Source organism: Kaistella sp. SH40-3 (assembly GCF_030686865.1).
Lineage (GTDB): Bacteria > Bacteroidota > Bacteroidia > Flavobacteriales > Weeksellaceae > Kaistella.
In genome coordinates, this window is record NZ_JAQYUS010000001.1 from 697,489 (window position 1) to 719,066 (window position 21,578).

The following is a 21,578-nucleotide window of genomic DNA, read 5'->3' on the forward strand; positions in this document are numbered from 1 at the left end:
ACTCAAGTCCGTGGCAAAAGAAAAGAAAGAAACTCCTTTAATGACGCAGTACAATACCATCAAGGCGAAATATCCTGATGCGCTTTTGCTGTTTCGAGTCGGAGATTTCTACGAAACTTTCGGAACGGACGCAATTCGAACTTCGCAGATTTTAGGAATCGTTTTAACTAAAAGAGCCAACGGTGAAGGTCATATTGAACTCGCTGGTTTTCCGCATCATTCTGTGGATTCTTATTTACCGAAACTCGTGAGAGCCGGACTTCGTGTTGCGATTTGTGATCAACTTGAAGATCCGAAAGGGGTTAAAGGAATTGTAAAACGTGGCGTGACCGAATTGGTAACTCCCGGCGTAACTTTCAATGAACAGGTTTTAACTTCGAAGAAAAATAACTTTTTACTTTCTGTTCATAAAGTAAAAGAGAAATACGGATTGGCTTTGGTTGATGTTTCGACCGGAGAATTCTTAACTTCAGAAGGAAATTTAGAGCAGTTGCTTCACATCGTTGGAACTTTTGATCCGAGTGAAATTATTTATCAGCGAACTACAGAACTTCCTGCACAATTGAAAAACCGCAATTCTTTTAAATTAGAAGATTGGGCTTTTCAATACAATTATGCCTACGAAAAACTAACCAATCATTTCAAAACCAATTCATTAAAAGGTTTTGGTATTGAAGAGTTAAAATTAGGAATTGTCGCAGCCGGAGCAATTTTCGCTTATTTGGTGGAAGATACGCATCACGCACTTTTACAGCATATTACCAAAATAAAACTGATTCCAAAAGATGATTATCTCATGATGGATCATTTTACGTTGCGGAATTTAGAAATCGTTTATTCAAGCAGTCAACAGGGAAAATCTTTGCTCGATATTATTGACAAAACTTCGACTCCGATGGGTGGAAGGTTGTTGCGGAGAAGATTGATTTTGCCTTTAAAATCGGTCAACGAAATAAACAGAAGATTAGATTTAATCGAGTTTTTTAATAAAGAAGAAAATCTGAAATACGAGATTTTACAATTATTAAAATCGATTTCTGATTTAGATCGTTTGATGGGAAAATTGGCTTCCGAAAAAATCTCACCTAAAGAACTCGGTTATCTTCGTCAGAGTTTAGTTAATATTCGAACTATTAAAGAATTACTTCATCTACACGATGAGGTTTTGACTTGGTTATCGCCTTTAATTAATTTGGATGAACTTATTCAATATTTAATTAATTATTTAAATGATGAACTTCCGGTAAATATTTCAAAAGGAAATGTAATTAAAACCGGTATTTCAGAAGAACTCGATCATTTGCGTGGTCTTCAAAGCAAAGGAAAAGACTTTCTGGATGAAATGTGTGACCGTGAAGTGAAACGCACCGGAATCACCAGTTTAAAAATTAACTTTAATAATGTTTTCGGGTATTTTATTGAAGTTCGTAATTCTCATAAAGATAAAGTTCCCGAAGATTGGATTCGCAAGCAAACCTTGGTGAATGCTGAAAGATACATCACAGAAGAATTGAAAGAATACGAAGAACAAATTCTAGGCGCGGAAGAAAAGATTTCAAAAATCGAACATCTTCTTTACCGACAAGTTTGTGAAAATGTGATGATTTACATCGATCAAATTCAGGAGAATTCCAGAATTATTGCGGAACTCGATTGTGGAGTTGGATTATCTGAACTTGCCGTTTCTGAATCTTATACGAAACCGGTTTTGAATGACGGTTTTGAAATTGATCTGAAAGAAGCGCGTCATCCAATTATTGAAAACGCTTTGCCTTTGGGTGAAAAATATATTCCGAATGATTTGTTTTTGGCCAAAGATTCCCAACAGATTATTATGGTTACCGGTCCGAATATGGCGGGTAAATCGGCGATTTTAAGACAAACTGCAATCATTTGTTTAATGGCACAAATCGGAAGTTTCGTTCCGGCAAAACATGCAGAAATCGGAGTTTTAGATAAAATATTTACGAGAGTTGGAGCGACCGATAATATTTCTTCTGGTGAATCAACGTTCATGGTAGAAATGAATGAAGCCGCAAATATCTTGAATAATATTTCTGAAAGAAGTTTAATCCTTTTAGACGAAATCGGACGAGGAACTTCAACCTATGACGGTGTTTCCATTGCTTGGGCAATTGCGGAATATCTGCATCAACATCCTACGCAACCGAAAACTTTATTTGCCACGCATTATCACGAACTCAATGAAATGACGGTGAATTTTGAAAGAATTAAAAATTTCCACGTTTCCATTCAGGAACATAAAGGAAGTATCATCTTTCTGCGGAAATTATTGTCTGGCGGAAGTGAACACAGTTTTGGAATTCACGTTGCGAAGTTGGCGGGAATGCCTGCAAAAGTAGTGAACCGTGCGAATGAAGTTTTGAAAACTTTAGAAAAAAGCCGTTCACATAGCGGTTCTAAAGATTCTGCTAAAGCAATTACAGATGAGAATATGCAACTTTCTTTCTTTCAGTTGGATGATCCGGTTTTAGAAAATATTCGTGAAGAATTAACCAAAATAGATATCAATACTTTGACGCCGATTGAAGCATTGATGAAGTTGAATTCGATTAAGAAAATGATCGGGCGATAGTTGTATAATATTGATTAAAGAATGAGGAGAATTAGGATTTTCTGCTCAAATCAAAATACATCCCTGAATACAAAAAGACAAAATCCCGAAATTTCGGGATTTTGTCTTTTGTAAAGTTTGAAAAAGATATTGAATATAATTATTTACCCAAAATTCTGTAAATCAACAAGTTTTCTGTAGATCCCGTTTTTCTCATACAAATCCTGATGAGTTCCCTGTTCTACAATAATTCCACGTTCCATAACCACAATCCAATCTGCTTTTTGAATGGTTGAAAGTCGGTGCGCAATAACCAGTGAAGTTCTGTTTTCCATCATTCTTTCTAAAGCATCCTGAACGAATCTTTCACTTTCTGTATCGAGAGCGGAAGTTGCTTCATCCAGAATCATAATCGGTGGATTTTTTAGAACGGCTCTCGCAATTGAAACTCTTTGTTTTTGTCCACCGGAAAGTTTGTTACCGTCGTCACCGATGTTGGTGTAATACTTTTCTGGAAGATGGTCGATGAATTCGTGAGCATTTGCAATTTTTGCTGCTGCGATTACTTCTTCTTCTGTTGCATCGGGTTTCCCCATCAAAATATTATTGAAAACAGAATCATTAAATAAAACCGATTCCTGGGTAACCATTCCTAAAAGATGTCTGTAATCGGGTACTTTTAGGTTTTTAACATTTTCCCCATCAACTAAAATTTCTCCTTCAGAAACGTCATAAAATCTGGCCAATAAATTTGCGATTGTTGTTTTCCCAGAGCCGGATTGACCAACCAAAGCGATGGTTTTTCCTTTTGGAATGGTGAGGTTAAAATTCTTTAAAATCACATTATCCATATCGTAGAAAAAGCCAATATTTTTAAATTCGATTTGATTTTTTAATGTTGAAATAGGAATTGGATTTTCTATTTCATCAACTTTTAAATCGTAATCTAATACTTCCGAAACACGGTCTAAACTCGCCATTCCCCCTTGGATATTGGAAATAGCACTTGACAATTTTTTTGCTGGATCCAAGATTTGAAAAAACATTCCGATAAATACCAGGAAAGTTTCGGGTTCCATTGTTTGCTCGGTTAGAATCTGAACACCAGCAAACCAGGTGATAATTAAAATCGTAACCGATCCTAAAAACTCACTCATAGGTGAAGCCATTTCCCGACGGCGACTCATTCCTATGGCGTATTTTTGCCAGTTATCAGTCGTTGTATTAAATCTATTTTTCAGGATTTTATCGGCATTAAAAATCTTAATAACTTTAGATGATTTTAAAGTCTCATCAACCAAAGAAAACAGGTTGCCTAATTCTTCCTGTGCTGCAGTCGCTTGTCTTTTTAAACTTTTTCCTACCCAGGAAATTAACCAACCCATAACAGGAAATACGAGTAAAGAGAATAAAGTCAGTTGTGGTGAAAGAATAAATAAAGTAATCAGGGAAGTAATAATCATGAAAGGCGAGTTGATCACATCGACCAAACTGCCCATGATTCCACCTTCTACACCACCAATATCATTCGAAATCCGTGACATCATATCTCCTTTTCTTTTCTCGGTGAAGAAGGAAACGGGTAACTTTAAAAATTTATCATACATCGCAGTTCGTAAATCTTTGGTGATTCCAACGCGATAATTGACTAAAAGATAGGCGCCTAAATAACGAAATGCATTTCGCAATAAAAATGCTGCAGCGGTTATTCCACAAAGTAGTGCGAGAACTTGCACTGCGCCGTGCTGATCGATTTTCAGTTGAATTGAATAATACGCCCAATCCTTTGCATAACCGAAAAAATCTACAATTCTACCCGAGTAAACCGGAACTTTTGAGGTGTCAACCTTTTCAACCGTTCCAAACATTAACCCCAAGATTGGAAGCATGGTTGCGACCGAAAAAATGTTGAGAAGGGAGTACATAATATTGCAGAACATACTTGCGAAAAGATATTTCTGGTGTGGTTTTGCGAAGAAAAGGATTCTTTGGAAAGGTTTCATTCAAGGAATTTAATCCGCAAAAATAAGCATTTTCTATTGGATTATTTTTAAATATATAGGCGAGTTATTTTGAGACAAAAAAAACAGTCCCAAACTGGGACTGTTTCACTCAAAAAAAATCGTTGTACGTTTATCGAAGACGGTCTACAGATTTTACGAGCCTTTCGTCTTTCCTTATATATACATTGGCAATGAGCAAACATATAATTGATAATAAAGGAAAAACTGGCTCAATACCCTTCTCAGGAAAATCTATTCCTCCGGATAAAGTGAGTAACCAATACGCCAATAAACCGAGCAACAAAGCGTTTATAATCATGCTGATGTTATTCAGCTGGATCTGTCTTTTTCGGTCTTTATAACTTAAGATGCTTATGAATCCAAATAATACGAGGATTACACAAGAGACAGATATAAAAGGAACTGGGCCAAAAAGGGAAAAGTCTTGCCCAGTAATGAACAAAAACACGGCGCCTAAAATCGCCAAAAACATCCATACGGTCTGTATTCTCTGCAACATATAATTCGATTCTGCCTACAAAAATAACAATAATTTTTTGCATAATTAAAAAATAAACGTAGATTTGCATTACAAACGACCTAAATAAGAAAAGTCACCTGACTTAACTCTCACACTCACAATTACTTATAATTTACTTTTTGCGTAACATTTATGTTCAACATTGAAACATTAAGGTCAAAATCCGAATCAGATTTGACTAAAATCACAAACGATCTGGGCGTTAAAACGGCTAAAAACAGCAACGATAATGATAAGATTTTTGCTATTTTGGATTTTCAAGCATCCAATACGAAAGTAGTAAAAGATTATTATAACGCGACAGAAACGCCTATGAATAAAGACGAACCCAAAAGTCCGGCACCTAAAAAACCAGCGGTAAAAAAACCAACTCCAAAGAAAAAAGTAGAAAAACCGGTAGAGGATTCTGCTGAAACTCCAAAAGAGGCTCCGGAAACAGTTGCGAAAGTCACTTCTGAGGAAACAAAGGAAGTTCCTGCTAATGTTGAAATGGAAAAACCTGCTGAAAGTTCAGGCTCTGAACAACCTAAAGTAGTTACTCAAAATCAACAAAAGAAAAAAAGACAACGTGTTGCTCCGCCAAAAACGGAAACTGAAAACAAAGAAAAAGAAGTTGTCACGGAGACTGAGGTTCAATCAGAAACCAAACCAGAACAACCAAAAAATCAAAATTCTAATCCGAATCAATCAGGAAACGGAAACGGAAATCCCAATCAGAGTGTGAATCCAAGCCAAAGCGGTAATCAAAACAAACAGCCGCAACACCAACACAAGAATCAAAATCAAAATAAAAACCCGAATCAAAATAAAAATCAACAAAGCGGTGAGCCTCAGGATGAGCCGGCGAAAAAAGAATTTAATTTTGATGGATTGGTAACAATCGAAGGTGTTTTGGAAATTCTTCCAGATAATTATGGTTTCTTGCGTTCTTCAGATTTCTCTTATATTTCTTCTCCCGACGATGTTTATGTATCGACGAACCAGATTAGAAATTATGCTTTGAAAACCGGTGATACGGTTAGAGGAATTGTAAGATTACCAAAAGAAGGTGAAAAATATTTTTCTTTATTAAAGCCGACAGAAGTTAACGGAAGAGATCTTGAGTTTATTAAAGACAGAGTTGCTTTTGAATTTTTAACGCCACTTTTCCCGGAAGAGAAATTTAATTTAACAGGTAAAAATGCAACACCTTCTACCAGAATTGTAGATTTATTTACACCGATTGGAAAAGGCCAGCGTGCAATGATTGTTGCACAGCCAAAAACGGGTAAAACCATGTTGTTGAAGGAGATTGCAAATTCAATTTCTGCTAATCATCCGGAAGCATATATGATGATCTTACTCATCGACGAAAGACCGGAAGAGGTAACTGATATGGAGAGAAGCGTGAATGCTGAAGTGATTGCTTCTACCTTTGATGAGCCAGCAGACAAACACGTAAAAGTGGCGAATCTGGTTTTGTCGAAAGCGCAAAGAATGGTAGAGTGTGGACATGATGTAGTGATTTTATTAGATTCAATTACGCGTTTGGCAAGGGCTTATAATACCGTAACTCCAGCTTCTGGTAAGATTTTATCGGGTGGTGTTGATGCGAATGCATTACATAAACCGAAAAGATTCTTCGGTGCGGCCAGAAATATTGAAGGTGGTGGTTCTTTAACCATTATAGCAACAGCCTTGATTGATACTGGTTCTAAAATGGATGAAGTGATTTTCGAAGAGTTCAAAGGAACTGGAAATATGGAACTTCAACTCGATAGAAAAATTGCCAATAAAAGAATCTATCCTGCAATCGATCTTACTTCATCGAGTACAAGAAGAGACGACTTGCTTTTGGAAGATACGGTTCAGCAAAGAATGTGGATTTTACGAAAATATTTGGCAGACATGAATCCTGTTGAAGCAATGGAATTTGTAAACAGAAGCATTAAAAACACTTTGAATAATGAAGAGTTTTTGATGTCGATGAATAAGTAAAATAATTTAGTTTTCTTTTAAAAGGGAATTATAATTCAATACTAAAACCGCTTTTTGAGGCGGTTTTTTTTGTTTTCATCAATGTTAAAGATTTATTAAAGTAATCTGAGTTTTTTGGAATTGGTCTAATTAATGATTAAATTTGACTATTAACATTTAATCAAAAAAATTATGTCATTTGAATTACCAAAATTAGGATATGCGTACGACGCACTAGAGCCAACAATTGATGCAAGAACTATGGAAATTCACCATACAAAACATCACCAAGCATATATCGATAACTTAAATAAAGCAATTGCAGGAACTGAATTGGAAGGTAAAACTATTGAAGAAATCTGCACAACCGGAACTGATAAAGCTGCGGTTAGAAATAATGGTGGTGGACATTTTAACCATTCATTGTTCTGGGAAATTATGACTCCTGGTGGGAGCAAAGAACCAGTAGGAAACGTAAAAGCAGCCATTGATGCTTATGGTGGTTTTGAAAAATTTAAAACTGATTTCGCAGAAGCAGCAAAAACCAGATTTGGTTCAGGTTGGGCTTGGTTATGTAAAAAAGCAGATGGTTCTGTTGCGGTTTGCTCCAGTCCAAATCAAGATAATCCATTAATGCCAGTTGCAGACTGCCAGGGAACACCAGTTTTAGGACTTGATGTTTGGGAACATGCTTATTACTTGCATTATCAAAACAGAAGACCAGATTACGTATCGGCATTCTTCGATGTGGTAAACTGGGATAAAGTAGAAGAAAAATTCAATAAATAAATTTAATTAACTCCATAAAAAAGTTCAGAATTTTCTGAACTTTTTTGTTTTTTGTATGTTTTATATTTGGTAGAAATATCTTCTATTTTGTATAAAATTGTCTCTTTCTGGAATTTTATTAAAATTAATCAACTGCACTTAATCCATTTAATTTCAAACCATATTTCCATTTTACAAAAGCGAACACTTGATAGAGTTTATACTCATATTTAAGTCCATAGTCAATGCTTGGATCATAGTCGATAGAGGATTCAATGATGTTTTTGTAGCGACCGGAAACATAATAAGAATTCCATTCACTAACCAGTATTTGGTTTCTGCTTTTCAGCGTGCTTTCTGTGTACATGCTGATTGGTCTGGCAATGGCATTCAGGAAATAGGAAAACTGACCATCCAAAACTTCTAAATCATATTCGCCATCATCATTTTTTTGTGCCTGGATGGTGTGGGTTTCTTTATCTTGTTTTGCTGCAGTATTCTGAGTAGCACAACCTATGGTTATTACCATCAAACTTAAAAGAAAAATTATTTTATTCACTGTAATGTTTTTATAAGGTCATCAAATTTACAGCCAAAAAAACCGTTTCGAAAAACGGTTTAATTTATTGTTGTTATTGGGCCTCACGCTGTACCACTACAAAGGCAGGGAAATGGTCACTGTAGCCCCCTGTAAAAGTGTCGCCACTCCAAGAGCGTAATGGGTAATTTTTCCATGGACCTTCTCTTGTAATAAGATAAGGTGGAGCAAAAACTTCTGTTTTATATACAGAGTATTCCTTTCCTACGGAATCAGAAATCAAATTACCTGAAACAATGATTTGGTCAAAAAGGTTCGGTGCATCTTGATAAGCCAAAGAAGCTACTCCTTTTTTAAACAAAGGATACATTAAGTTAAGGTAAGGTTTTTCGGGACTAAGTTCTTTCGGACTTCCCACTGCTTGTAAAATGTTTTTCAGACTGGTGTTTACGGGATCATCATTAAAGTCTCCCATTGCGAATAATTTCGTTGATGGGTCTTTTAGTCTCACACTGTCCATTTGTTGTTTTAAAACTTTGGCTGCTGCATTTCTTCTTGGTAAAGAACGTGCTTCACCGCCGCTTCTTGCTGGCCAGTGATTCATAAAGATGGCAACTTTTTCGTTATCTAAAAATCCAGTTGCTACAACAATGTCACGCGTATAGGCTCTTTTTCCATTATCATCATAAATTTTTATTTCTTTCTTTAAGGAATTGCTCGGCGTAAATCTTCTTTTTTGGTAGATGATTGCAACGTCAATTCCACGAGCATCATAAGAATTGTAGTGGATGATACCATAATCGTATTTCGCAAGAAGTGGATGTTTGATCAAGTCTTCAATAACCTGTCTGTTTTCTACTTCGATTAATCCTACGATTACTGGAGCAGTTTTGGTGTATTGAGCACCCATTTCAGAAATTACCTTTGCTTGATTGGCAATTTTGATGTTGTAATTTTTGGTATTCCAGTTTTTAGCACTATTGTAAGTAAAGTCATCCGCAAGGGTTTGTTTACGAACTACTTTTTTTCCTTTTAATAGTTCATCTCTCCATTCACCACGATAATCTTCGGTAATTTCAAGATATTTAAGGGAATCTAAAGGCACACTTCTGTGGAATGCGGGATTGCTTACATCTTTTGTTCCATCAATATAGTCAGCAGATGCAATGGTGTCCCAAAGATTTTCAACATTCATAAATCCAATGGTCGCCACTTTTCTTAGTTGACCTTTCTGTTGACCAAATATAAAACAGAACGCGATTAAGAATACAAAACTTACAATTTTTTTCATTATAATTTATAATTATATTTATAACGCAAAGTTAGCAATAATATATTTTCGGCAACGCTAAATTTCATATTCTGCTAATAAATATCATGTATTGAGTCGAAAATATGTTAAATAAATCTTAAGTAATATAATTATGCTTAAATTTGCCCTTATTAATTGAATGAATTGATTTTTAATTCATAAAGCGAAAAATAAATTATCAACATGATTAAAAAATTATCTTTAATCTCTTTATTCACCTTGCTTCCGGCATCGTTTTACTTTGCACAAACTACGGTTTATGCTTATTTGAAAGATGCAGACGGTAAAGTAGTTGAAAATGCAGAGATTGATTTAAAGGGATCTGGTAATGATGTAAAAGCCGACAAAATTGGATATTTTCAGTTTGTCGATCTGAAAACAGGACATTATCAAATTGTCATTACAAAACCGAATTTCGAAACCAAAGTGATGGAATTTGATGTTAATGACGAAAAGAAAAAAGACTTGGGTGTTATTACGCTCTATTCTAGTTTAACTGGAGCAGATCAAGGTCTTGCCATTATTGAAAGTAATGGAGATGAAGAAAACAGCAGTCAAGGTACAACCATTGGTCTATTGCAATCTTCACAAGATGTTTTCAGTAGAATTGCAGCTTATGATTTAGGGGCCTATTGGTTCCGACCAAGAGGTATTGACGGTAGATCCGGGGAAACCATTATGAATGGGGTTTCTATGGTGAAATCTGATAACGGAAATGTAGACTTTGGAAACTGGGGAGGTTTGAATGAAATCACCAGATACCCAGAGACTTCAGCTAACCATGCTCCTTCGGAGTACTCATTTGGTGGTGCGAGTTCTGTTATTTATAAAAACACCAATGCAAGTGAATATAGAAAGGGTTTCCAGGCAACCTATTCATTAACCAACAGAAATTACAGAAACAGAGCATCGCTTCGTTACAGTTCAGGAATGAGCAGAAGTGGTTGGGCGTTTACTGCAATGGCTGCAAGAAGATGGGCACAGGAAGGAATCCAGGAAGGAACGTTCTATGATGCTTGGGGTGGTTATTTAGGAATCGAGAAGAAATTGAGTGATTCCCATACCCTTACTTTTAATGCATTTGCTGCACCTTACACTAGATCTACGGCGAGCCCAAGCACGCAAGAGGTTTATGATTACAGAGGCGTACATTACAACTCATACTGGGGTTGGCAAGATGGTAAAAAAAGAAGCGAAAGAGTAAAATCTGGTTTCCAACCAATTTTCCAAATGCAGGATTTCTGGAAAATCAATAATAAATCAAGTCTTCGTACCGCAATTTCTTACCAGTTCGGTAAAGATAAAGGAGCGAGATTAGATTGGCAAAACGTACAAAATCCATCACCAACTTACTACAGATACTTACCAAGTTATTACGATTCTTTAGATCCGAATGCTTCGGTGGCGGTTATTGAAGGTGGTGTTCCAACCACAGCTCAACAAGCTTATCAAGACGCTTTAGCAGGATGGCAAAATGGAGACCCAGCGTACACTCAATTAAACTGGGAAGGATTGTACAGAAGAAATATGGCACAACCAGCTGGAGAATATTATGGTTCTACAGGGAAGCGTGCTTTATATTTTCAGGTTGCTGATGTAAGTGATGATAAAATCTTTAATGCAGGAACGCATTATGTTTATGACTTTAGTCCTACTTCTAAATTCTTATTAAATGTATCTTACGAAAACTATAAATCAGATTTATACCGAGAAGTAAAAGATCTTTTAGGTGCTGATTTTGCTTTGAACAGAGATCCATTTGCTGCTACCAATCAACCAGGTAAAAGCGGACTTTATAACGACGGGGAAACCGACGTTGCAAAAAGAGTAGGAGATAAAATTAATTACGATTACAGTTTTGGCAGACAAGAAGTTAAAGTAAATCCAGGTTTGAAATTCCAAGCAGGTCAATTTGACGTATTTGTTTCTGGTTTAGCAGGATATTCAACTTCATTTAGAGAAGGACATTACAATCATTATTTGTACAAAGATTCTTACGGAAAGAGTGCAGATTATAATTTCTGGAACTTCGGTTTGAAAGGACAGGTGATTTATAAATTGAACGGTAGAAACTTCTTGGTTTATAACGGAGCTTACTTTAATCAAGCGCCATTCTTAGAAGATTTATTTATTAATCCAAGAGTAAATTCATCTACTGCACCAAATGCGGAGAGTACAATCATTAATGCAAACGATTTAAGTTATGTGATTAATAGTCCATTCTTTAAAATGAGATTAACTGGTTATTTGGTTGAAACTCAAAATGACACCAATGTTCAGAGATTCTTTGCAGATGGTATTCAATTAGAATCAGCAGGACAAGACGGAACGGTTGCGAATGTACAAAGTGCTTTTGTTACTCAGATTATGTCGAATCTTGAGAAAAGAAATATGGGTGGTGAATTAGGTGTTGATGTTAAAATCTTACCAACTTTATCAGTTCAAGGTTTAGCAAGTTACGGTCAGTTTACGTATAGAAATGACCCGAATGTTTATTTTGCTTCTGATGCAGCTGGAACTTTTGAAAATGGAAAGTCTTACCAAGATTTAGGGAAAGCATATTTGAAAGGTGCAAAACAAGGAGGAACCCCACAACAAGGTTATTCAATAGGTTTCAGATATAACTCTACGAAATACTGGTGGTTTGGTGCAAACTGGAATTATTTAGATGATAACTACCTGGATCCATCTCCATTATTAAGAACAGAAAGATTTGTACAGAATCCAGTAACAGGAACTCCGTACGCAGGTCTTGATGAAAATGAATTAAGAAGAGTATTACAGCCAAAACAACTTCCATCGGCTTCATTCCTGAATGCTAACGTAGGTAAGTCTTGGAGACTGGGAGCTTATTATGTATTGCTTACTGCATCTGTAAATAATATTTTAGATAATACCAAATATATTACCGGTGGTTTTGAGCAAACAAGAAGAGTAACATTCCCAGGATATGTTGAAGAAAATGCAAGAGAATTCCCATTATTCGGTCCAAAATATTGGTACACCCAAGGAAGATCTTATTTCGTAAACCTTCAAGTTAGATTTTAATTAGTAATCAGAATTTTAAAAAACAATAAAATGAATTTCAAACAATATTTTAAAACCGCTTTTGTAGTTGCTGTTTCAGCGCTTGCAGTAAGCTCTTGTGTAAATAAGGATGATTGGGATACGCCACCAATTAATTGTAATAATAAGTTTGATGCTGCAACCATTTCTATGGCTGATTTTAAAGCACAAGCTCCGGCAACTGGATATCTTCTAATCACTACTGATCAAATTTTTGACGGTTATATCGTTTCATCTGATGAAAACGGTAACTTCTACAAAACGATCTCTTTTCAGGATAAACCAGAAAATCCAACTGCTGGTTTGCAAATGGAAGTTGACAGAGCGAGTAACTATGCAGATTTCCCAGTAGGAACTCATGTTAGAATTAATGCTAAAGGTTTAAGATTAGGTTTAGATCGTGGTTCCGTGAAAATTGGTTCTGTAGATCCTACTTTTGCAATCGGTAGAATCCCGGGCGTATTATTTAGTAAATATATCTCTGCAGTTTGCAACGGTAATACAATGGATGTCGTAACCATTAAACCAACTGAATTGCCAAGTTTAGCGGCTGCAATGCAAGACAAATATATCAATACTTTGGTGAGTGTTCCTAATGTACAGTTCAATATCTCTGAACTTTATCCGGTAAACAAACAATACATCAACTATACAGCTGGTGCAGGTGTAGATACTGATCGTAAAATTGAAGATGCAGTAGGAGGTTCAACCGTTCTTAGAAGTTCTGGTTTTGCATCTTATGGTGCAACTCTTTTACCAAAAGGAAGTGGTACTTTAACTTTCGTAGTGAGCAAGTATAACGCAGGTTACCAAATGTTAATCAGAAGTTTAAACGATGTGAAAATTCCACCAACAGGAACAAGATTCGACCCAACTCCACCAAAAGGAGGTACAGCGATTACCTACCCTACTACATTGAATGAAACATTCGAAGGATTTACTGGCGCTTTATTAGATACTTTCGCACCGTATATCAATGATCCTGTATTAGGAAACAGATATTGGCAGATGAAAAACTTCAGCAGCAACAATTATATTGAACTTAGTGCAAATGCAGGTTCAGGACCATACGAAACATTCTTCATCGTTCCGGTTAACTTTACAGCAGGTAAAAAATTATCTTTCAATGTGAATGTTGGTTTCTATACTGGTGACGCTTTAAAAGTTTATACGTCTACTAATTATATTCCAAAAGGAGATGCAACTGCTGCAACATTAACAGATATTACCTCAAGTTTTACCATTCCTAAAACACCAACAAGTGGTTACGGAGTTTTCGTACCAGCAGGTACTTATACATTCCCATCGACTTTAACAGGAAATGGTTATATCATGTTCAAATATGTTGGCGCAACTGGAGGAGTTACTACAACCATCCAGTTAGATAACATCAAAGTAGATTAAGAATTAGTTTTCTTATCATTTATACCAATCCGTCTCTGCAAAGAGGCGGATTTTTTATTGTTACCAAAGATTACCAGAGTTTTCACTCCATTTTCTTTCATTCTTAATGGAGATTTGCACTAAAATTTAATTCTAAATTTAAATAAGACAAATTAGTCCTATTTGGAAATATTTTATATCTTTGTCTTATCAAAATCAAAAAGGATGTTATCAAAAACCTGTGAATATGCATTAAGGGCGATGATTTATATCGCGCAGCAGTCTCGCGACGGAAGTATGATTAACATTAAAGAGATTGCAGCAAAAATAAACTCACCAGAACTTTTCATCGCAAAAATCCTGCAGGGTTTAAGCCGGCAAGGATTTCTACAATCTTCCAAAGGAAGATACGGCGGTTTCTATATTTCCGATGATGAAGCAAAATATTCTCTTGCAGATATCATTACGGCAATCGATGGTGATAAAATGTTTGCAGGTTGCGGACTCGGCTTAGCATTCTGTTCAGAAACGAATCCTTGCCCTATTCACAATACATACAAAGAAGCGAGAGACCAATTGTATGAGATTTATGGCAAAACAACTTTAAGCCAGTTTAGAACGGAAAATTCCCTCGAAAAATTACAATTGAGAAGAGAGTAATTCTCTTTAATAAAAATCACCAATATATTTTTAACAAAAAAACTTATAAAAAATGGCTACAATAGAAACTCTGGATGTGACCAAATTAGAACCTCGCATGAAACATCCAACTATTTTTAAATATTTTGATGCTTTGCAACCCGGCGAAGAATTCGTGATTGAAAATGACCACGATCCAAAACCATTGTATTATGAATTGATCGGCGAACGTGGAAATATTTTCACTTGGGAATATTTAGAGAAAGGTCCGGAATGGTTCATCGTAAGAATTTGCAAAAATCCTTTAAAAGCGCAAAAAGAAGTAGAAAGATTAAACGTAACTGCCATTGAACCAAAGTTTAAACACCCAACTATTTTTCAATATTTCGATGCTTTGAAAGCAGGCGAAAGTTTCATTATCGAAAATGATCACGATCCAAAACCGCTTTATTATGAATTGCTTGCCGAGCGTGGCGATATTTTCACTTGGGAATATTTGCTTAAAGGTCCAGAATTATATGAAGTTCAGATCGCTAAGAATGCAGTGAGTGAAACCTCAGGAACCATTTCTGAAAAAGACATTCAAAAAGCCGAAATGCTAAAAGCCAAAGGGGTACAATTTGCTTGTAGCACCGAGAAATATAATTTAGCAGACGATCCAAATGCGGGTAAAGTAGTAAAAGCGCCCGTTTATGATTATGACAAATGGGACCTCGATTTCCTCATTGATTATATTGTAAATACGCATCACCGGTATATTAAAGATAATGCGGAAAACCTAAATGATTTGGCGATAAAAGTGGCCGAACATCACGGTGATGGACATCAGGAATTAAACCGACTTTCAACTTTAATGTATCACTTTTTACAGGATTTAATTGATAATACCGTAAGAGAAGAAGAGGTCTTATTCCCAGTGATTAAACAAATTGTGGCGAAAAAAAGAGATGCGGAAACCGAAATCACCTACAAAGTCGGCTCGCTTCAAGATCCAATAAATGTCCTTAGAAAAGACCATGAAATCGCAATTGCAGATTTATCTTTCTTCCGAACATTGACCAATGATTATACGCTTCCGGCTGATGCTTGCAGTTCTTACCAATATCTTTTCCAAAAAATAAAAGAATTTGAGGCTGATTTGCAAACACACATTCATTTGGAAAATAATTTCCTTTTTCCGAAAGCAATTCTTTTAGATGCAGAACTTGCGAAAGCAAACTAATTTGAAGTTTCCTGCTGGTTATTATTAAAAACTGGCAGGAACTCAATTTTCTATTAACAGTTATTTTAAAAGAGATGGAAAAAAAGCCTATTAAAAGAAACGAAAACCTCATACCGATTTCCCGCGAACACCATGCGACACTGTTGTTTTGCTGGAAAATAAAACAAGGTATTGCGAAGGAAGTTGAACCGCAAAGAATTACCAAATATATCAACTGGTTTTGGAAAACTCATCTGGAACAGCATTTTCAGACAGAAGAAAAATTACTTTTTTTCGATCATGAAGATGAAAAAGTGAAAAAAGGTTTAGAGGAACATCAGCAGATTCTTTCCAGAATTAATGAAATCAATCTTCGCTCAGAGGAAAAAAGTTATGATTTATTCGCTCAACTTTCAGATTTAATAAAAGACCACACCAGATATGAAGAACGAGAATTATTTCCGTGGTTGGAAAAAAAGTTCTCTGAAAATAAATTAGGAGAAATCGGAAACATCCTTCATCATGAAGAACATACTGCAGCAGAAGATTACTCAGATGAATTCTGGGTCACCCCAAAATAACAACTATGGAAAATATTACGGCTAAAACGAAAATTTCTGAATTGATAAAAGCCAATTCGAAAAGTGTAGATGCGATTGCTTCTTTGGCAAAACCTTTGGAGAAATTAAAAAATCCAATTCTTAGAAAAATCATGGCCTCCCGAGTTACGATTGGTGAAGCCGCGAAAATGGGCGGTACAACTGTTGAAGAGTTCAAAAGAGTTCTTTTACCGCTAGGTTTTACTTTTGAACAAGAAGTTTTCACGAAAGAAGAAACCACTTCAGAAACGAAACCCACGTGGTTGCAACAGGCAAATAAAGACGATATTGACTTTTATGATGTTCGACCAATTATCGATAATGGCGCAGATCCTTTGAAAGAAATTCTGGGACGTTTCAAAACAACTGAACCGGGTAAAATTCTTTGTATCATTAATAATTTTGTACCGACGCCTTTAATTCATCTTTTAAAACAGGAAAAAGCAGAAGCCACTTTCGTTGAAACCATTAATGATAAAGAATTCAATACTTATTTTTTGAAAAAAGAAAAAGAAACTTCTCATTCTTCAGAAACTGCTGAAGAAAAATTACAGATGAATGATGAAGAAAGTTTTGCCGAAATTTGTCGTCAATTCACCAAAGAACAAACCAAAGAAATCGATGTCCGAGAACTCGAAATGCCTGGCCCGATGGAATTGATTCTTTCTGAATTACAAGAACTCCCAGAAGGAAATGCCTTGTACATTGATCATAAAAGAGTTCCTGTTTATTTACTGGAAGAACTTGCGGATAAAAACTACCAAGTTCACATCAATAATAGAGAAGAAGGGAATGTGAAAATGTTGATTTTCAAAAAATAGATGGCACAAATTAATATCGGAAAAGCCCCGGGAAATAGCGCTGTCCTTCCGTTTTACGCAACGGGAGCGGTTATGTTTTTTGTTCTCTGTGTGTTGATGTTTTTCAGCCCAGAATCATTTACGCGTCATTATTTCACGCCGCATTTATTGACGATTGTTCATGTTGCTGCTTTAGGTTGGGGAACCATGATTATTTTCGGAGCGGCTCATCAGTTGCTGCCTGTGATTTGCGAACAGGATTTATACAGCGAAAAAATGGCGGCTTTTGTTTGGTATACTTTGACTTTGGGAATGATTTTACTCACTACCAATTTCTGGAATTTATCCGTTGGTTGGGTGATGATTGCCGGCGGTTCATTAATTGTGATTTCAGCGGTGCTTTATTTATTTAATGTTTTGAAAACGAGTAGGATATGTAAAAAATATTCTATTCAAAAACTCTTTCTGATAAGTTCTGCCACTTGGCTTTTGTTTACGGTAATTGTTGGTTTGCTGCTGGCGATTAATTTAAAATTTCCTTTTTTTAAACTAAGTCATTTGGAAATATTAAAACTTCATTCTCATGCTGGATTTGCCGGTTGGTTTCTGCAATTAATTACTGGAGTTAGTTCCAAGTTAGTTCCTATGTTTTTGTTGGGTAAATCAAGTAAAGACTATTTGTTGAAATGGGCGTTTATTTTTCAAAATTTAGGATTAATTCTTTTCCTTGCAGATGGTTATTTTGTCGGAGTAAGTCCTAGAATTTTAATATACGCAGCGATTGTTTTAATCGGAGTTATTTTTTGGTTACTGTATTTATATGATAACTTCAAAAACCGTTTAAGAAAAAGAGTAGAGTTGTTGATGAAACACGCGTTTCTTTCATTTTTAGCGTTGGTGCTTTCAATCTTACTTTTACCGGCCGTTTATTTTTCAAGTGGTTATCGCTGGACCATGCTTTACGGAACGCTTTTATTCATGGGTTGGATTACGAGTATAATTTTAGGAAAAACCTTTAAAACACTTCCTTTCATCGTTTGGAATGATCATTATAAAAACCTTTCCGGAAAAGTAAAAGTGCCACTTCCAAAAGATTTGTACAGCGAGAAACTCACCATTTGGCAATTCAGGATTTTCATTGCTGCCTTTCTGGTATTTGCTTTGGGAATTATTCTACAACAGGTAATCATCATCCGAATTGGTGCCGTTTTATGGGTTGCTGTTGCTACTTTATATAATATTAATGTCTTTAAATTATTGTTACACAAAAGAAATAACAAATCATGATACTCGATTCTACCGATAAAAATTACGATAAAATAAGCCGTGCAGAAATGGCGCTTTGTGAAGTTATAGATCCTGAATTAATGGTCAATATTGTCGACCTAGGTTTGGTGTATGATGTTGAAATAATAAATGATACCATCATTAAAGTTACCATGACTTTAACCACACCACATTGTCCAATGGGAGAGGCCATTCAAACCGGAGTTAAGAATGTTTTAGAAAAAGAACTTCCAGATCATGAAGTGGAAATCAATCTCGTCTTCGAACCTGCCTGGAATTACGATATGGTTTCCTCCGAAGGAATGCAGCAGCTGAATAATAGATAATTCTTAGTTTTTTATAATTGTTAAAGAAATGCATTGAGCATTTCAAATAAAAATCCGTCTCAAGTTCGTTGAAACGGATTTTGTTTTTATTTGAAGTTTCTTAAAAACTAACTTCATTCACTTCTTTTCCTCTTTGAAAATTCATGGTTTTCTGATTGCCTTTGTAAGCAATATTCACCAGATTAAACTGTTTTGGAAATACACTTAACAGAATCGTGTTTTTAATTCTGATGGTATTAATTTCGTTTATTCCATTAGACTCGAAATAAACCCAAACTGATTCGCCATTGACTTGACTTCCAGTAAAGGTTAGATTTTTTGCGGTTCCGTTAACATACAAATCAAAATTATTATTCACGTATTTTTTAACTTCTGCTTCAAATCCTGCGGTATTAGGGTTTATTTTAATAGCATCTGAAATATGGGAAGTATTTAATTTTGTAGTAAACTTTAATGTTTTACTTGCTTCCAAATAATCAACCTTCGTCATGGAGGAGTAGAAGTCTGCAACTGCAAAACTCATCGTGAGCATCAGTGCAAAGATCCCAGTAATATATAAATATTTTTTCATTTTGATTGATTTGTATATGAATAATCTCAAATATAGTGCCAACTAGAAGTTTACGTTGACCTGATATTTATCGTAAAACGCCTTTATATGGGCAACTGCGTCCTCTGCCGTATCTACAACTCGATACAAGCTGAGGTCCGCTTCAGAAATCATTCCGCTTGCTAATAAAGTGTTTTTAAACCAGTCTAGTAAACCCGACCAAAATTTAGAACCGACCAAAACAATTGGGAATCTTCCTATTTTATTGGTTTGAATTAAAGTAATTGCTTCCATTAATTCATCCAGAGTACCGAAACCACCTGGCATCACGATAAATCCTTGAGAATATTTTACAAAGATTACTTTTCGAATGAAAAAATAATCGAAATCAATGCTCAGACCTTTATCGATATATGGATTAAAATGTTGTTCAAAAGGAAGATCAATATTAAGGCCTATAGATTTTCCGCCGCCTCTTCGCGCACCTTTATTTCCCGCTTCCATGATCCCTGGACCACCGCCAGTAATCACTCCGAAACCGATTTCTGTAATTTTTTCTGCAATATCTACGGCGATTTCGTAGCAAGGATCAGTAGTTTTCATTCGGGCTGAACCAAAGATCGAAACGCAAGGTCCAATTTTCGCCATTCTCTCGTAACCATCTACAAATTCTGCCATGATTTTAAAAACCATCCAACTGTCTTTGGTTATGGTTTCATCCCAGGTTTTTTCTTTAAATGAATTTTGTACTTTTTGATCTATTTCAAAAGGATCATTATTCTCTATTTTCATTGTTCCTTTTCCTCTATTTATTTTGCTCATTTTTTATTTAAATATTTTCTCTGCTTCCAAGATTGATTCTGGTCTACCAACATCAATGATGGTCGCCGAATGTTCGTAACCGTGAATACTTTCGTTCGTCATCAAATCCAGATACTCTTCCATGATGGAAAACTTACCGGTTCTTTTTATTTTGTTAAAAATTTCGGGATTTACACAATGAATTCCACTAAAAGCCAGGGGTTTGAAACCTTTGTTAAATTCTGCAAGCCGTTGTTCACCAGATTCTACATTCAACCAACCTTTCAAAATCATTTCCGGATTGAAGAGTAATTTTCTGGAACTCTTTCTGTCAGAGACCGCTAAAGTAGCAAAATCTTTTTTTTCCTGATGATATTCTACGAAAAAGTTTAAATCTAAGTCGGTTAAAATATCGGCATTCATGATTAAAAAATCTTCTCCGTGATCCAAAAATTTTCGAGCAAAAACCAGTCCACCACCCGTTTCAAGCAATTCATCCTTCTCGTCTGAAAGTTCAATATTTGAATTAAAGTTATTGTTCTTTTTTAGGAATTCTGAAATCTGTTCACCGAAATGATAAATATTAATTACAAAATCATTGATCCCAAAGCCTTGCAAATATTTGATATTTCGCTCCAACAAAGGAACGCCATTAACCAATGCCATTGCTTTTGGATGGTGATCTGTAAAGGGTTTCAGTCGGGTTCCTTTTCCTGCAGCAAAGATAAGTGCTTTCATAATTTATAAGTGATAGTTGATGAGTGATAATTGATGGGAACATAATCAATCAATAATCACTCATCAATCATTAGTTTAGTTGAGGTTGTTCGTCGTGATTGAGTGTAACGGTTGTTTGCGGATATTTCTCCCGAATAAATTCAGCTGTTTTTTCTGCGGCATAAACCGAACGGTGTTGTCCGCCAGTACATCCAAAATTAATTTGAAGATGGTCGAAATCTCGGGCGATATAATTATCAATATTAATGGAAACGATATTTTTAACCAAATCTAAAAAGTTGGGCATTTCGGTCTTTGTTTCTAAATAGTCCTGAACGCCGATATCGCAACCTGTTTGAACTTTGTATTCCTCGACTCTTCCAGGATTTAGAATTCCTCTGCAATCAAAGGCAAAGCCGCCACCATTTCCGGAATTATCTTTTGGTATTCCTCCTTTTTTATAGGAAAAACTGTGTATTTCTATTGTTAAACTCATTGTATTATTTATTAGTAAAC

At 35.6% G+C, this 21,578-nt stretch carries 19 protein-coding genes; 11 read left to right on the forward strand and 8 right to left on the reverse strand.

What is annotated here, in order from left to right:
• Positions 1 to 10: 10 nt before the first annotated feature.
• Complete coding sequence (gene mutS, locus PUH65_RS03215; RefSeq protein WP_305520401.1) at positions 11 to 2,596, forward strand: DNA mismatch repair protein MutS; 2,586 nt, start codon at positions 11 to 13, stop codon at positions 2,594 to 2,596.
• Positions 2,597 to 2,739: 143 nt separating this feature from the next.
• Here the strand turns inward: mutS and PUH65_RS03220 are convergent, their stop codons facing one another.
• Together PUH65_RS03220 and PUH65_RS03225 are read right to left on the reverse strand one after the other, a co-directional pair.
• Positions 2,740 to 4,578 carry an ABC transporter ATP-binding protein gene (locus PUH65_RS03220; protein WP_305520400.1) on the reverse strand — a complete coding sequence of 613 codons (1,839 nt, stop codon included), beginning with the start codon at positions 4,576 to 4,578 and terminating at the stop codon, positions 2,740 to 2,742.
• A gap of 130 nt (positions 4,579 to 4,708) precedes the next feature.
• The gene (locus tag PUH65_RS03225; RefSeq protein WP_305520399.1) at positions 4,709 to 5,098 is read right to left on the reverse strand and encodes a DUF4293 family protein; all 390 of its coding nucleotides are present in this window, start codon (positions 5,096 to 5,098) and stop codon (positions 4,709 to 4,711) included.
• Between the two features lie 153 nt (positions 5,099 to 5,251).
• Here PUH65_RS03225 and rho point away from each other — a divergent pair, with 153 nt between their 5' ends.
• Positions 5,252 to 7,096 carry a transcription termination factor Rho gene (gene rho / locus PUH65_RS03230; protein WP_305520398.1) on the forward strand — a complete coding sequence of 615 codons (1,845 nt, stop codon included), beginning with the start codon at positions 5,252 to 5,254 and terminating at the stop codon, positions 7,094 to 7,096.
• Between the two features lie 171 nt (positions 7,097 to 7,267).
• On the forward strand, positions 7,268 to 7,864 hold the full coding sequence (locus PUH65_RS03235; protein ID WP_305520397.1) for a superoxide dismutase: 597 nt from the start codon (positions 7,268 to 7,270) through the stop codon (positions 7,862 to 7,864).
• Positions 7,865 to 7,988: 124 nt separating this feature from the next.
• Here PUH65_RS03235 and PUH65_RS03240 read toward each other — a convergent pair whose 3' ends face one another.
• A complete protein-coding gene (locus PUH65_RS03240; protein WP_305520396.1) occupies positions 7,989 to 8,402 on the reverse strand; it encodes a DUF6146 family protein in 414 nt (137 codons plus the stop codon).
• A 73-nt stretch (positions 8,403 to 8,475) separates the two neighbouring features.
• The gene (locus PUH65_RS03245; protein ID WP_305520395.1) at positions 8,476 to 9,672 is read right to left on the reverse strand and encodes an endonuclease; all 1,197 of its coding nucleotides are present in this window, start codon (positions 9,670 to 9,672) and stop codon (positions 8,476 to 8,478) included.
• A gap of 204 nt (positions 9,673 to 9,876) precedes the next feature.
• On the opposite strand from PUH65_RS03245, the gene PUH65_RS03250 reads away from it, so the two are divergent.
• From PUH65_RS03250 to PUH65_RS03285, 8 genes are all read left to right on the forward strand, one after another.
• Complete coding sequence (locus tag PUH65_RS03250) at positions 9,877 to 12,741, forward strand: carboxypeptidase-like regulatory domain-containing protein (protein WP_305520394.1); 2,865 nt, start codon at positions 9,877 to 9,879, stop codon at positions 12,739 to 12,741.
• A gap of 30 nt (positions 12,742 to 12,771) precedes the next feature.
• Positions 12,772 to 14,163: a DUF5689 domain-containing protein gene (locus PUH65_RS03255; protein ID WP_305520393.1), complete on the forward strand. Its 1,392-nt coding sequence runs from the start codon at positions 12,772 to 12,774 to the stop codon at positions 14,161 to 14,163.
• A gap of 204 nt (positions 14,164 to 14,367) precedes the next feature.
• A complete protein-coding gene (locus tag PUH65_RS03260) occupies positions 14,368 to 14,802 on the forward strand; it encodes an Rrf2 family transcriptional regulator (RefSeq protein ID WP_305520392.1) in 435 nt (144 codons plus the stop codon).
• Positions 14,803 to 14,854: 52 nt separating this feature from the next.
• The gene (locus PUH65_RS03265) at positions 14,855 to 16,003 is read left to right on the forward strand and encodes a DUF2249 domain-containing protein (RefSeq protein ID WP_305520391.1); all 1,149 of its coding nucleotides are present in this window, start codon (positions 14,855 to 14,857) and stop codon (positions 16,001 to 16,003) included.
• A 74-nt stretch (positions 16,004 to 16,077) separates the two neighbouring features.
• The gene (locus PUH65_RS03270) at positions 16,078 to 16,563 is read left to right on the forward strand and encodes a hemerythrin domain-containing protein (RefSeq protein ID WP_305520390.1); all 486 of its coding nucleotides are present in this window, start codon (positions 16,078 to 16,080) and stop codon (positions 16,561 to 16,563) included.
• Between the two features lie 5 nt (positions 16,564 to 16,568).
• Positions 16,569 to 17,402 carry a DUF2249 domain-containing protein gene (locus PUH65_RS03275; protein ID WP_305520389.1) on the forward strand — a complete coding sequence of 278 codons (834 nt, stop codon included), beginning with the start codon at positions 16,569 to 16,571 and terminating at the stop codon, positions 17,400 to 17,402.
• Positions 17,403 to 18,668 carry a hypothetical protein gene (locus tag PUH65_RS03280; protein WP_305520388.1) on the forward strand — a complete coding sequence of 422 codons (1,266 nt, stop codon included), beginning with the start codon at positions 17,403 to 17,405 and terminating at the stop codon, positions 18,666 to 18,668. It abuts the gene before it with no gap.
• A complete protein-coding gene (locus PUH65_RS03285; RefSeq protein WP_305520387.1) occupies positions 18,665 to 18,994 on the forward strand; it encodes a metal-sulfur cluster assembly factor in 330 nt (109 codons plus the stop codon). Before PUH65_RS03280 ends, PUH65_RS03285 begins: the two co-directional genes overlap by 4 nt.
• A gap of 100 nt (positions 18,995 to 19,094) precedes the next feature.
• Here the strand turns inward: PUH65_RS03285 and PUH65_RS03290 are convergent, their stop codons facing one another.
• From PUH65_RS03290 to PUH65_RS03305, 4 genes are all read right to left on the reverse strand, one after another.
• On the reverse strand, positions 19,095 to 19,565 hold the full coding sequence (locus PUH65_RS03290) for a DUF6702 family protein (protein WP_305520386.1): 471 nt from the start codon (positions 19,563 to 19,565) through the stop codon (positions 19,095 to 19,097).
• A gap of 42 nt (positions 19,566 to 19,607) precedes the next feature.
• Complete coding sequence (locus PUH65_RS03295) at positions 19,608 to 20,336, reverse strand: TIGR00730 family Rossman fold protein (RefSeq protein ID WP_305520439.1); 729 nt, start codon at positions 20,334 to 20,336, stop codon at positions 19,608 to 19,610.
• A gap of 33 nt (positions 20,337 to 20,369) precedes the next feature.
• Positions 20,370 to 21,083, reverse strand: a complete 714-nt coding sequence (locus PUH65_RS03300; RefSeq protein ID WP_305520385.1) for a nucleotidyltransferase family protein — start codon at positions 21,081 to 21,083, stop codon at positions 20,370 to 20,372.
• Positions 21,084 to 21,153: 70 nt separating this feature from the next.
• A complete protein-coding gene (locus tag PUH65_RS03305; RefSeq protein WP_305520384.1) occupies positions 21,154 to 21,558 on the reverse strand; it encodes an RNase adapter RapZ in 405 nt (134 codons plus the stop codon).
• Positions 21,559 to 21,578: the final 20 nt, after the last annotated feature.